Raw genomic sequence first — 15,106 nt, forward strand, 5'->3', positions numbered from 1 at the left:
TGTGATCCGGTTCAAGCTGCAGGATATACAGGTTATGATGCTGGCAATGCCATATGGGCGGCAGCGGATTGTGACGGGGACGGAGTAACGAACGGAACTGAAGCTACTAATGGTACAGATCCGTATAATACGGATACCGATGGTGATGGTGTTCCCGATAATACCGATAGTGATGCTCTTGACCCGTGTGATCCGGTTCAAGCTGCAGGATATACAGGTTATGATGCTGGCAATGCCATATGGGCGGCAGCGGATTGTGAAGGTGACGGGGTAACCAACGGAGCTGAAGTAACCAATGGTACCGACCCATATAGTGGTGATACCGATGGTGATGGCGTTCCTGATAATTCAGATTCTGCGCCACTTGACCCTTGTTTACCGGCACAGGCTTCTGGTTATACAGGTTATGATACCAATAATGCAATATGGGCGGCTGCAGACTGTGACGCCGATGGTAACAATAATGGTACAGATCCTAATCCTTTTGCTCCAACGGCAACTGATGATTATACCACGGCAACTGTATTGGTAGAGAAAACGGTAAATATTTTGTTCAATGATGACTTTTTGCCAGGTAGTACAATTACGGACCTAGGTACCGGTACGGCGGCAGGAACAATTGTAATTGATCAAGCTACTGGTGATGTATCTTATACACCTACCAATGCGGAAAACAATACGATAGTAACTATTGATTATAGGGTTTGTAACGGAACTGTCTGTGCAGATGCTATTTTATCCATAGAAACTCCGGAATGCCAAGATCTGGATAATGATAATATTTGTGATTTGGCAGATATTGATGATACTGATCCGTGTGTAGATAATGGTCATCCAGATTGGCGCCCACAGGGTACCAATGATTGTGATGGTGATGGTCTTACCAATGACGAGGAAACAGCGGCAGGAACGGATCCGGAAAATCCGGATTCTGATGGAGATGGCATTTTGGATGGTACAGAAGTTAAAATAGATTTTACAGATCCGTTGAACGATTGTAGTTCAAACGGGGGTAGTCCATTGGGAACAAGTGATTGTGACAATGATGGTTTAACTACAAATGAGGAAATTACAGCAGGAACAGATCCAACGAATGCAGATTCCGATGGTGATGGAGTGTTGGATGGAACTGAAATTAATAGTAATGGTACAGATCCTTTAGATTTATGTAGCTATGTAATCGGTAGTGCTACTGTAGCTCCTTCAACAGCATGGAATACGGCTGATTGCGATGGTGATGGGGAAGATAATCAAACAGAGATCGCCAATAATACCAATTCCTTAAATCCATGTGATCCGGCGCAGGCTGCAGGATATACCGGTTATGATTCCGGCAATGCCATTTGGGCGGCAGCGGATTGTGACGGCGATGGAGTTTCCAATGGAATTGAAGATACCAATGGAACGGACCCATATAATAGTGATACCGATGGTGACGGGGTTCCCGATAATACTGATAGTAATGCTCTAGATCCTTGTGATCCGGTACAGGCCACTGGTTATACAGGTTATGATGCTACCAATGCCATTTGGGCTGCAGCTGATTGTGATTTGGACGGCGTAACCAATGGAACGGAAGATACTAATGGAACTGATCCATATAATGCGGATACTGATGGTGACGGTGTTCCTGATAACACGGACAGTGATGCTTTAGATCCATGTGATCCGGTACAGGCTGCAGGTTATGCAGGTTATGATGCTGGCAATGCCATTTGGGCTGCAGCAGATTGTGATGGAGATGGAATAGCCAATGGTACTGAAGTTACTAATGGAACCGACCCTTATAGTACGGATACTGACGGTGATGGAGTTCCAGATAATACGGATAGTAATGCTCTGAATCCATGTAACCCTGTTCAAATGGCAGGTTATACGGGTTACGACGCAAGTAACGCTATTTGGGCAGCGGCAGATTGTGATGCTGATGGAGTAACTAACGGTACGGAAAACACTAATGGCACTGATCCATACAACACCGATACCGATGGAGACGGTTTTCCGGATAATACGGACACAGATGCTCTTGATCCATGTATTCCTGTTCAAGCGGCAGGTTACACAGGTTATGATTCCAGTAATGCCATATGGGCGGCGGCCGATTGTGATGCTGATGGAGTAACTAACGGTACGGAAGACACGAATGGAACCGATCCGTACAATACTGATACTGATGGGGATGGAATACCTGATAATATAGATGCAGATGCACTTGATCCATGTAATCCGGTACAGGCGCCAGGTTACACCGGTTATGATGCTAGCAATGCTATTTGGGCGGCAGCGGATTGTGATGGGGATGGCATAACCAATGGTGCAGAAGATGCCAATGGAACGGACCCATATAATAATGATACCGATGGTGACGGTATTCCGGACAATACGGATAATAATGCTTTAGATCCTTGTGATCCTATTCAAATGGCAGGTTATACGGGTTATGATGCAAGTAACGCTATTTGGGCGGCAGCTGATTGTGATTTGGATGGCGTAACCAATGGAACGGAGGAAACTAATGGAACAGATCCATATAATGAGGATACTGATGGTGACGGTGTTCCTGATAACACGGACAGTGATGCTTTAGATCCTTGTGATCCGGTTCAAGTGGCAGGTTATACAGGTTACGATGCTAGTAATACGATTTGGGCAGCAGGTGATTGTGATGCGGATGGGATAACCAATGGTACGGAAGATGTTAATGGTACAGATCCTTATAATAGTGATACAGATGGTGATGGGGTTCCTGACAATACGGATATTAATGCCTTAGACCCATGTAATCCTGTTCAAATGGCAGGTTATACAGGTTACGATGCTAGCAACGCCATTTGGGCAGCTGCTGATTGTGACGGCGACGGTGTTAGTAATGGGGTAGAGGATTCAAATGGAACGGATCCCTATAATACGGACACAGATGGCGATGGAGTTCCTGACAATGCCGATGCGGATGGTACAAATCCATGTGACCCGGTACAGTTTGCCGGTTATACTGGCTACAATGCTGGCAATACAATTTGGGCAGCTGCCGATTGTGATGGAGATGGCGTACCTAACGGAACCGAAGCTAACAATGGTACAGATCCATATAATACGGATACCGATGGTGATGGGGTTTTGGATAATGTTGACAGTGATGCTCTGGACCCATGTGATCCGGCACAGGCTGCAGGATATACCGGGTATGATGCTAGCAATGCCATTTGGGCAGCAGGTGATTGTGACGGTGATGGTATAACGAACGGTACAGAGGTTGTCGACGGAACCGACCCCTATAATACCGATACGGATGGTGACGGTGTTCCTGATAGTATGGATGCCAATGCTTTAGATCCATGTAATCCGGTTCAACCGCCAGGTTACACAGGTTATGATGCTGGTAATGCTATTTGGGCTGCAGCAGATTGTGATGGAGATGGATTAATAAATATTACGGAAGTTACCAATGGTACAGATCCATACAATGTGGACTCTGATGGCGATGGTATATCTGATGATATAGATAGTGATGCTCTTAATCCTTGTGATCCGGTTCAAGCGGCAGGTTATATGGGTTACGATGCTGGTAATATGATTTGGTCTGCAGCAGATTGTGATGGAGATGGTATAACCAATGGTACTGAAGTTGCCAATGGAACAGACCCATACAATGCAGATACCGATGGTGATGGAGTTTCTGATGATATTGATGATGATGCGTTAAATCCGTGTGATCCTATTCAAATTGCAGGTTATACTGGTTATGATGCTAGTAATGCTATTTGGGCAGGAGCCGATTGTGATGGGGATGGCATAACTAATGGCGTGGAAGATGCCAATGGTACCGACCCCTACAATAATGATACGGATGGTGATGGTGTCTCGGATACGTTAGAAACGGTTAATGCATCAGATCAATTGAATCCATGTGATCCAGTTCAATTAGCGGGATATACCGGCTATGATTCCGGCAATGCTATTTGGGCAGCGGCTGATTGTGATGGAGATGGAATTAACAATGGTACGGAAGTAACTAATGGTACAGATCCTTATAATATGGATACTGATGGCGATGGCGTTGCGGATGATATGGATATTGATGCTTTAGATCCTTGTGATCCAATTCAAGTTGCTGGATACATAGGTTACGATCCTGGAAATGCTATTTGGGCAGCTGCCGATTGTGATGGTGATGGAATCGATAATGGTACAGAATTTACTAACGGAACCGATGCCTATAATACGGATACGGATGGTGATGGTATACCTGATGGATTGGAAGATACCAATGGTACTGATCCTTTGAATCCTTGTGATCCGGTTCAAGAAGCCGGTTATGAAGGTTATGATAACTTAAATGCTATTTGGGCTGCAGCAGATTGTGATGGTGACGGTATTGATAACGGTACGGAAGTTTCCAATGGTACGGATCCATACAACAATGATACTGATGGAGATGGAATTTCAGATGATTTAGAATTGGCCAATGGTACAGATGAATTAAATCCATGTGATCCACAACAAACAATGGGGTATACCGGGTATTTCTTAAGTAATACAATTTGGGCGTCTGCAGATTGTGATGGGGACGGCATTGCCAATAGTATAGAAGTTACCAATGGCACGGATCCATATAATGAAGATACGGATGGTGACGGTATTTCGGATAGTCAGGAAATTTCTGATGGCACCGATCCATTAAACGATTGTGATTCAATTGATGGGGCTCCATTAGGAACTTCGGATTGTGATGATGATGGTTTGACAACGGATGAAGAAGAGTCTTTAGGTACCGATCCTAACGATTCAGATTCCGATGATGACGGTATACTGGATGGCCAGGAAGTATTGGACGGAACAAATCCTTTGGACGATTGTGACCATGTCGGTGGTACGGCTTTGCCGGATAGCGATTGTGACGGTGACGGACTGACCACTTCCCAGGAAGATGCGATCGGAACGGATTCTTATGAAGCCGATACCGATGGAGATACCATACCTGATGGGCAGGAGATATTGGACGGAACGGATCCATTGAATCCGTGTGACTCTTTAAACGGAGTGCCAACCCTTGAAGCAGGTTGTAATGCTGAGGTAGTAGATTCAGGTATTGCAGTAGCCAATGAGGTAATTACACCAGACGGAGATGGTACCAACGACTTTTTCAGGATTGAGAATATAGAATCATTCCCAAATAACACGGTTCAAATTTATAATCGTTGGGGAGTAATTGTGTACGAGATGTCGGGTTATGATAACAACACCAATGTATTCGTTGGGTCTTCGGACGGAAGGGCTACGATAAGCCAAGAGTCCGAGTTGCCTGCTGGTGTATATTTCTACGTCATCAAGTACAACAACAATGGAGACAACTTGGACAAGGCCGGTTACCTATACATCAACAGATAAAAAAATCCCCTTATAAAAAAGACAACGATGAACAAATATTTTCTGACCATTATAATTACCGTAGCAGGTCTCTTTATGGGGCATGCGCAACAAGACGCGCAGTACACGCAGTACATGTACAACACGATCTCGGTAAACCCTGCGTACGCAGGATCTAGAGGCGTGTTCAGTATAGCGGCGCTGCACCGTTCGCAGTGGGTGGGCCTTGACGGTGCACCCACTACGCAGACGCTCAATTTCCATACGCCGGTATCGGACCATGTAGGATTGGGGCTATCCGTGGTGAACGACGAGATCGGTAACGGCACCAACCAGGATACGTACATCGATGCCGCGTTCAGCTATACGGTGAACACCTCGGAGACGGGCAAGCTTTCGTTCGGGCTCAAGGCCGGGGGTCACCTTTTCAACGTGGACTTCACGAAACTGAGGAACTACGGTGCGGAGAGCAACCTTCCGAACATCGACAACAAGTTCTCGCCGAACTTCGGTGCGGGCATCTATTACCATACGGACCGTTTCTATACGGGGCTATCGGTACCGAACTTCTTGCAGACCGAGCATTTCGACAGTTCGGATTCGAACAGTTCGAGTTTGATCGCGCAGGAGCGCATGAACCTCTACCTTATTACGGGCTACGTGTTCGAGCTTAGGAACGATGTAAAGTTCAAGCCTGCGGCACTTATAAAAGCGGTAAAGGGGGCACCGTTACAAGTGGACCTGAGCGCGAACTTTCTGTTCAACGACAAGTTCTCGTTGGGTGCTGCCTATAGATGGGACGCGGCTGTGAGCGCGCTGTTCGGCTTTCAGCTGAACGACCAGTTGATGCTGGGGCTTGCCTATGACAAGGAGACGACCGATCTGGGGGCGACACGGTTCAACGACGGATCCTTCGAGATCATGCTGAGGTACGAGTTCCTGAACAAGTACAAACGGGTGATCACCCCAAGATTCTTTTAAAAAAACGACATGAAAAAAACAGGATATATTTTTTGTGGCTTGGCGGTGATGGCCATGATGGCAAGCGCGCAGGACAAGAAAGTAAAGAAAGCGGACACGAAGTTCACCAACTACGCCTATGCCTCGGCGATACAGTCTTACGAGCAATTGGTAAAGGACGGATATACGGAAGAAGAGGTGTACAAGAATTTGGGCAACGCGAACTATCTGAACGCGAACTACGAAGAGGCATCGAGCTGGTACGGCAAGCTGTTCGCACTTGAAGGGGCGGACATCGATCCGGAGTATATGTACCGTTACGCACAGACCTTGAAGTCATTGGAAAACTATACGGAATCCGACACTTGGATGAACAATTTCAAGAACGCAAAAGCGAACGATCAACGTGCATTGGTCTTCAATGAAAACCAGGACTACCTGGAACAGATCGAGGAACGCTCGGGGAGGTACGAACTGAGGAACATAGGGCTGAACTCGAAAGTGTCGGACTTTGCGCCATCCTTCTATGAAGAAAACCTGGTCTTCTCCACGGCACGTGACAGCGGACTGCTCACGAAGAACATCCATAGATGGAACGACGGCTCTTTTCTGAACCTTTACAAGGCATCACAGGACGGCCAAGGTAATTTCACCGATGTGGACAAGCTGAGCAAGAAACTGAACAAGAAGACCCATGAATCGTCAACGGCATTCACCAAGGACGGAAGCACGATGTACTTTACCCGTAACAACTCGGACGACGGGAAGTTCGAAAGGGACGAGGAAGGCGTGAGCAGGTTAAAGATATACAGGGCGACCAAAGAAAACAATGAATGGAAAAATATCGAGGAACTTCCCTTTAACGGTGACAGCTACTCGGTGGCACATCCTACATTAAACAAGGAAGAGACAAAATTGTACTTCGCCTCGGACATGCCGGGCACGAAAGGGGAATCGGACATCTACGTGGTGGACATCAACAAGGACGGCAGTTTCGGTACGCCGAAGAACCTTGGGGAGCGCATCAATACGGAGGCAAGGGAGACCTTTCCGTTCGTAACGGAATCCGATAAACTCTATTTCTCATCTGACGGCCACCCTGGACTGGGGGGACTGGATGTCTTCGCGACCGACCTGAGCAATGAAAGGGGAGAGGTGTTCAACGTAGGACGTCCTTTGAACGGGGAGGAGGACGACTTCTCGTACATTATAGACGAAGAGACGAAGAAAGGCTTTTTCGCATCGAACCGAAAAGGCGGACAGGGGAACGACGATATCTACAGCTTTGTGGAAACGACCCCGCTGGACTTCACCTGTCATACCAATATCACGGGAACCGTAAGGGACGAGAAGACCAATGCACTTTTGACGGATGCATCGGTAACGGTATACGACAAGGACAACAAAGTAGTGTCTAGTTCGAGCACGGACGAGAACGGGGCTTTCGAGATGGAGGGCAACTGCGCCGAGGGCAGCTATAAAGTAGTGGCTACCAAAGCGGACTACGAGGAAGGGAACAAGACCTTCATGACGGTCAAGGCAGAAGACGCTATGGGCATAGAGATCGTACTGGCACAGGTGGATCCATCGGCACCTGTAGGTACGGACCTTGCGAAATACCTGAACATAGAACCGATCTATTTCGATTTCGACAAGTATTTCATCAGGGAAGATGCAAGGATCAGTATCGAGAAGGTACTGGCATATTTGAACGAATACCCGAGCGTGAACGTACAGGTACGCTCGCATACCGATTCACGTGCAAACGATGCGTACAACATGAAATTATCCGCCAACAGGGCAAAGGCAACAGCCGATTACCTGATCGCTGCGGGCATCCCTAGCGACAGGATATCGTACGAAGGCTATGGAGAAACGGAGCTTACGAACGATTGTAGCAACAACGTTCCCTGTAGCAAGGAAAAGCATCAGCTGAACAGACGATCGGAGTTTATCGTGGTGGAATAACAACTTAAATAACACGTATCAACACATGTTGAAAAGGGAAGGAGCAAGGCTCCTTCCCTTTTTTTGTTGATAATCGTAATTAATTTGAGGCAAATCTATAGTATGACAGTTTAAGCCAATAACTGGTAAACCTGTTTGGCAATTTCTAATTCTTCATTTGTAGGTATTACCAAAATTTTTACCTTAGAATCCGTGGTGTTTATTTCTCTAACATTTTTAGACCTTAAATCATTTTTGGAGTCGTCTAAGTGAAGATTAAAACACTCCATATCCTTGCATACAAGTTGACGCATTAAATTGGAGTTTTCTCCAATACCGGCGGTGAAAATAATAGCGTCTAAACCGTTCATTGCCGCAATATAGGCACCTATGTATTTTTTAATTCGGTAGGCGTTCATTTCTAAAGCAAGAATGCAATTGGTATTACCTTTACTCGCCTCTACTTCAATATCACGTAGATCATTGTAACCCGTAAGGCCTAGCATTCCACTTTTTTTGTTCAAAAGTTCATTTACTTCATCTAAACTATACCCAAGTGTTTTCACCATATAAAAAATAATGGAATGGTCAATATCTCCACTTCGTGTACCCATTACCAATCCGTTAGACGGTGCAAATCCCATACTGTGATCAATACTTTTACCATTCTCAATAGCTGTAATACTACACCCGTTACCTAAGTGAATGGAGATAAGTTTAGTGTTTGTTTTTCCTAAGTATTCATTTGCTTTTTCCGAAACATATTTGTGGCTGGTACCATGAAAGCCATACGCCTGAATTCTCTTTTCTTCGAACAGGATGTTAGGAACGGCATATTTCTTAGCTTTTATTGGTAACGTACCATGAAAGGCAGTATCGAAAACGACGATCTGCTTAGATGATTCAAAAATTTCTTCCGCCATTAGTATTCCTTCTAGATTGGCAGGGTTGTGTAAAGGGGCTAGGGGAGAAAGTGATTTTATTTTTTGTTTAACTTCTTCATTGATTAAAGTAGTATCTATATAATCTTTACCACCATGTACCACACGATGACCAATGGCATCTATTTCCTCAGTACTATTGATCACGCCCATATCAGCATCAAGCAAAAGAGAAGTAATTCGCTCTAGGCCAGCTTTGTGAGTTGCAATTTCATAGGTTTTTTCAATCTTATGTGTATCCGTTTTATAGGTTGAAATAGCTTGGGTACTACCAATACGCTCAATAGATCCTTGGCAAATAATCTTTGCCGCAGGCATATCTAAAAGTTGATATTTTATAGATGAGCTACCAGAGTTGATAATTAAAATGTTCATGAAAATGAGTTTAGAATCCTTCTGCTTGAATAGCAGTAATTATTACAGTGTTAAAAATATCATCTACGGTACAACCTCGGCTTAAATCATTAACCGGTTTATTAAGACCTTGTAACATTGGTCCGATCGCCAAGGCACCAGTTTCTCTTTGTACCGCTTTATAAGTATTATTTCCTGTATTCAAGTCAGGGAATATAAACACGCTAGCTTGTCCTGCAACTTCAGATTCGGGCAATTTACTTAAACCAACTTTGGCATCAACTGCTGCATCATATTGAATGGGACCTTCCACTTTTAGGTCGGGTCTTTTATCTTTTATGATTTCAGTAGCTTTTCGTACTCTATCAACATCTTCACCAACACCCGATGCTCCAGAAGAATACGATAGCATGGCTACTTTAGGTTCTATGCCAAATGCAGCGCTTGTTGCCGCAGATGAAATTGCAATTTCAGATAATTGCTCTGAAGTAGGATTAGGGTTAATGGCACAATCTCCAAAAACAGTGACCCTATTGGGTAAACACATAAAAAATATAGAAGATACTATAGAAACACCAGGCTTTGTTTTTATAAACTGTAATGCAGGTCTTATGGTATGTTGGGTGGTATGTACGGCACCGGAAACCATGCCGTCAGCATGCCCTTTATAAACCATCATGGTGCCATAATATGATACGTCTTCCATTAAATCTTTGGCCATTGCCAAGTTTACGTTTTTATGCTTACGTAATTCAAACAGGGTAGTGGCGTAATTTAAAAAATTGTCAGATGTTGTAGGATCAATAATGTTTATGGTGCTAAGGTCTATGTCAATATCCAGTTCAGTGATTTTTGAAATAATCTGATCTCTATTGCCTAAAAGTGTAATTGTTACCGCTTCGGCATCTATCAGCATTTTGGTTGCCATCAGAATTCGTTCATCTGAACCTTCGGGCAGTACAATATGTTTTTTAGATGATTTGGCTTTTTGCAGAAGGTTATATTGAAACATTCTAGGGGTAATGCCCTTAGCTTTAAAGGTGATTAACCGTTCAGCCAATTCTTTGGTAGGAACGTATTTTTCGAACTCTTGTATTGAGGTCTGTATTTTTTCGGTATTTTCAGCATAAATACGAGGTCTAATAGTCCCTATTTTATTGGTGACATAGAAGGTACCTCTTGGTACGGATAGAATGGGAATGATGTCTGAAAGTCCCTCTATCAACTTTATAATGGATTCTTCCGGTAATAATCCACCGGTTAGAACAATACCGGACAAGCTAGGATAGTTCGTAGAAATATTGGCTTGTATCGCCCCTAAAATAATATCTGCGCGATCACCAGGTGTAATTACCAAGCTATCATCTTTTAAATGCGTTATGTAGTTACGTAATTGCATGGCGCCAACACTAAAACTACCAACTTGATTATTGATATAATCTTCACCAAAAAGAATCTTGGCATCTAGTTCTTGGGCAATTTCCTTTAAAGTAGGGCTACCTAAAATTGGGTTTACAGGTATGGTACCTACCAATACGTCATTGGGTAGTTTCTCTTTTAATCCTTCAGAAACTATAGAGACATTTTCTGGTTGTACTTTATTGGCTACGATTAAAAGTACATCTACACCTTTTTCTTTAAAAGAGTCATAGGCCATGTAAAGATTACCGACCAGTTCACCTAAAGTTTTGTTTTTTCCGCTTGCTAGAATAACTGCAGGTATACCTAGGTTTTTTGCAATAAGCACGTTGATATCCCATTCAATTATGGCACCTTCTCCAGAAAAATCTGTTCCTTCCACTAAAACGAAATCGAACTTGTTTTCAATAGTTTTATACTTGTGTATAATATGCCCTACAATTTCATCGTCTTTATCTAGGTTTTTTAATTGTACTACTTGGCTTCGTGTATATGCAAAAGCTTCTTCTGGCTTCATATCTACATTAAAGTAGCTTAAAACAGTGTCAATATGATTGTCGGTTTTCCCTTTGGGAACATCATCGATAATAGGTCTGAAATAACCAACCTTGGCAGTTCTACCTAAAAGAAGCTGCATAAGACCAAGTGAAACAATTGATTTTCCACTGTTGGGCTCTGTAGTAACAATATATATAGCTTTACTCACGAATAAAAGGGATTAGTGTTTATCAAATTTATAGGATTTTGTCAGGGAATACTATTTATGGTTTATAAACTGACATTTTTGTTTGAAAAATTATGTTTTTATGATGTGCAGTTTTAAAATAAACTTAAGTGTTTGATTCAAAATTTTCAAGTTTCAAAAATATAGATCAAGGGTATTTTTAAATATGATGAAAATCATATAAACGAGAAAGATGTTTAAAGAGTTTTGAGGGAATACGATCTCAAATCTTGACTACCATACATATAATAATACTTTGGTAATTTAAAGTAGTGAACATCAGTATCATCAAGTACACAATTTTTACTAAAAGGTGCGTTAAGCTATTAGAGGCTATTGCATTGCCGTAGCTTTAAAAACGCAGATACTGCAAAGTGCTTTGTATTAATCTGATACAGCAGAATTAAATTTTATGAAAAAATATGTAATTACAATTTTGATGTTGGTCGCGGGGTTAGGTACCGCTATTGCCCAAGATTGGCAAACGGATTTTACTGAAGCAAAAGAACTTGCTAAAACTCACAATTTGCCCATTGTCCTTGTTTTTCAAGGTTCAGATTGGTGTACACCTTGTATTAAATTAGATAGATCGGTGTGGTCAACAGATGAATTTAAAAGGTATGCCAAGGACCATTATATTATGTTACAAGCAGATTTTCCACGTAGAAAAAAGAATGCATTGCCAGTAGTGCAATTAAATAAGAACAAGGTTTTAGCAGAAAAGTACAACCGGCAAGGTATCTTCCCGTTCGTGGTAGTAATGAATGCGGATGGTAAAGTTTATGGAGAAACTAGTTATAAAAAACTGTCACCAAAAGAATACATTGCAGAATTAAATCTATTTATAAAATAGCTTGAAAAAACTAGTTCTCATAGTAATGATATGTTCTGTTGGGCAGCTTCTGGCTCAAGAGCCTTTTAAGCGTACTATGAAATTGATGGGTAGCCGTTTTGATATTACGGTTGTGGCTAAAGATCCTATTGAAGGTGAAGAGTATATTAATTTGGCTGTCAGTGAAATAACAAGAATAGAAAAGTTGATTTCTTCTTGGGACCCAAATTCACAGACATCGGAAATTAATAAAAATGCAGGCGTAAAACCTGTTAAAGTTGATGCGGAATTGTTCAAATTAATACAAAGGGGAATAGGAATTTCTACATTGACCGATGGTGCCTTTGATATCAGTTATGCATCAATGGATAACATCTGGAAGTTTGACGGTAGCATGACTAAAATGCCTGAAGAAGCAACCATTAAAGCATCCGTTTCTAAAGTAGGATATCAAAATATCCTCTTGAATAAAGAAGACCATACCGTTTTCCTAAAATTGAAGGGTATGAAAATAGGTTTTGGAGCAATAGGAAAAGGTTATGCGGCGGATAAGGCAAAAGAATTATTGATTTCTAAAGGTGTAGTAGCAGGTATTATAAATGCATCTGGAGATATGAATACATGGGGAAACCAGCCTAATGGTGATAGTTGGCAAGTGGCCATTACCAACCCTATGGATAAGAACAAAGTGTTTGCATTATTACCCTTGGATAATGGAGCGGTGGTTACCTCCGGTAATTATGAAAAGTACGTAACTTTTAATAATACCAGATATACACATATCATTGATCCCCGTAGCGGTTATCCGGCAACGGGTATAGTTAGTGTAACGGTATTTGCCCCAAAGGCAGAACTTGCAGATGCGCTTGCAACATCCGTTTTTGTAATGGGTAAAGAAGTAGGTTTAAATAGAATAGAGCAGTTGCCAAAGGTAGAGTGTATCATTATTGACGACTTGGGTACAATAATTACATCTAAGAATATTCAAATAAATAAGTAAAATGAATAGGATTTTAATTGTGTTGGTAATTATTGGTGGTCTTAGTAGGTGCACGGTATTAAAGGAGTACGATAAAGTGAATATCAATGATCCGGATATGACCTTGCAAGATAAAAAGTGCGATAGAAATGTGATTACCATGCATTCGTATAGAGAAGCAGCGGTAGGTGCAAATGGAGGTAAAACAGGTGGAGGCTGCGGCTGTAATTAGTAAGTAATGAAACAACAAAGACATAAGTTTAAATTTATAGTGCTACTCATTGCATGTATGCTATGCGGTGTTGGTTACGCCCAGCAAAATACCGGTGCAACCAACTCTTATAAAAAACGTGTGTTGGAAACTGCCGAAGTAGATTTCTTGAGCAGTTACTATTCTCAAAACGGTGATAATGCTGCTGTTACCGGTGGTATTGGTACAGAAGAACTTACAGATGTTACGGGAACTATTATAATATCGGTACCATTGAATGATGATGATATTTTAACCATTGATGCTGGTGTTTCTGCCTACACCTCTGCATCTTCCAGTAATGTGGATCCATTTGATGGAAGCGAAAGGGCAGATGCTTTTGTTGCAAGTACAGGGGCTTCTAGGTCAGATGTATGGACCAACTTGTCCGGCACATATACCCATAGTTCAGATGATAGAAATACCATGTACTCCGGAAATCTATCAGTGTCATCGGAATATGATTATTTTTCATTCGGATTTGGTGGTGGGTTAACAAAGCTCTTTAATGAAAAAAATACAGAGGTAAGTATTAATGCAAATATATTTCTAGATACTTGGACTCCTATCTACCCAACGGAACTAAGACCTTTTGCAAGTGGGGCAAATGGGTTGGATAACGGATTCTTTTCAAACAAAACAATTACCGGGAACACAGATTACAGTCCTACTTTTGAGAAGTTTACAGATGAGACAAGAAACTCCTATTCGGTAGCTTTGGGTTTTTCTCAAATTCTAGGTAAAAATCTTCAAGGTTCATTGGCTTTAGATTTTGTAAAGCAAGATGGTTTATTGAGTACACCTTTTCAACGTGTATATTTTGCAGATGTAGCCGATTCATTTATTCAAGAATTTCAACTTGCTGATGCTATAGAGCAATTACCGGATAGCCGCTTTAAAGTTGCAGGTGGCGGAAGGTTGAATTGGTATATAAATGAAAGTGTTGTGTTACGATCCTACTATAGATATTATTTTGATGATTGGGGTATTAACTCGCACACGGCAAGTGTAGAAGTGCCTATTAAGCTAACGGATAAGTTTACGGTATACCCATCCTATAGATTTTACCAGCAGTCAGCCGCAGATTATTTTTACAGATATGAAGAAGCATTTTCTACGGATACGTTTTATACCTCTGATTATGATTTGTCAAAATATTCGGCAAACCAATTTGGAATGGGAGTTTCCTACACGGATATTTTTACAAAAATGCATGTCTGGAAACTCGGACTTAAAAGTATAGATGTAAAGTTCTATAAATATGATAGGAATACGACCTTTAGTTCCAGCATTGTTACAGCAGGCTTTAAGTTTGTGATGGATTAATTTTATA

The 15,106-nt window shown here is 42.0% G+C and carries 9 protein-coding genes; 7 read left to right on the forward strand and 2 right to left on the reverse strand.

Annotated features, from left to right (window positions below; translation table 11 throughout):
• The 3 genes from PXC01_RS13485 to PXC01_RS13495 all read left to right on the forward strand — a co-directional run.
• On the forward strand, window positions 1–5,388 hold a 5,388-nt coding region (locus PXC01_RS13485), incomplete at its 5' end, for a T9SS type B sorting domain-containing protein (RefSeq protein ID WP_276472811.1).
• 27 nt (window positions 5,389–5,415) lie between these two features.
• On the forward strand, window positions 5,416–6,348 hold the full coding sequence (locus PXC01_RS13490; RefSeq protein WP_276472085.1) for a PorP/SprF family type IX secretion system membrane protein: 933 nt from the start codon (window positions 5,416–5,418) through the stop codon (window positions 6,346–6,348).
• A 9-nt stretch (window positions 6,349–6,357) separates the two neighbouring features.
• Window positions 6,358–8,295, forward strand: coding sequence for an OmpA family protein (locus PXC01_RS13495; protein ID WP_276472812.1), 1,938 nt, complete (start codon window positions 6,358–6,360; stop codon window positions 8,293–8,295).
• 110 nt (window positions 8,296–8,405) lie between these two features.
• Here PXC01_RS13495 and PXC01_RS13500 read toward each other — a convergent pair whose 3' ends face one another.
• Complete coding sequence (locus PXC01_RS13500; protein ID WP_276472813.1) at window positions 8,406–9,590, reverse strand: acetate/propionate family kinase; 1,185 nt, start codon at window positions 9,588–9,590, stop codon at window positions 8,406–8,408.
• A 10-nt stretch (window positions 9,591–9,600) separates the two neighbouring features.
• A complete protein-coding gene (pta, locus tag PXC01_RS13505; protein WP_276472814.1) occupies window positions 9,601–11,694 on the reverse strand; it encodes a phosphate acetyltransferase in 2,094 nt (697 codons plus the stop codon).
• Between the two features lie 430 nt (window positions 11,695–12,124).
• On the opposite strand from pta, the gene PXC01_RS13510 reads away from it, so the two are divergent.
• From PXC01_RS13510 to PXC01_RS13525, 4 genes are read left to right on the forward strand one after another with little or no spacing between them, the layout of a single operon-like run.
• A complete protein-coding gene (locus tag PXC01_RS13510) occupies window positions 12,125–12,565 on the forward strand; it encodes a thioredoxin family protein (RefSeq protein ID WP_276472815.1) in 441 nt (146 codons plus the stop codon).
• Window positions 12,566–12,590: 25 nt separating this feature from the next.
• On the forward strand, window positions 12,591–13,544 hold the full coding sequence (locus tag PXC01_RS13515) for an FAD:protein FMN transferase (protein ID WP_276472961.1): 954 nt from the start codon (window positions 12,591–12,593) through the stop codon (window positions 13,542–13,544).
• A 1-nt stretch (window position 13,545) separates the two neighbouring features.
• Window positions 13,546–13,755 (forward strand): DUF4266 domain-containing protein, encoded by a 210-nt coding sequence (locus PXC01_RS13520; RefSeq protein ID WP_276472816.1) that lies wholly within the window; start codon window positions 13,546–13,548, stop codon window positions 13,753–13,755.
• Between the two features lie 57 nt (window positions 13,756–13,812).
• Complete coding sequence (locus PXC01_RS13525; RefSeq protein WP_276472962.1) at window positions 13,813–15,099, forward strand: DUF3570 domain-containing protein; 1,287 nt, start codon at window positions 13,813–13,815, stop codon at window positions 15,097–15,099.
• Window positions 15,100–15,106 lie beyond the last annotated feature (7 nt).

The sequence above is a fragment of the Maribacter huludaoensis genome (assembly GCF_029350945.1).
In the GTDB taxonomy this organism is placed as follows: domain Bacteria; phylum Bacteroidota; class Bacteroidia; order Flavobacteriales; family Flavobacteriaceae; genus Maribacter; species Maribacter huludaoensis.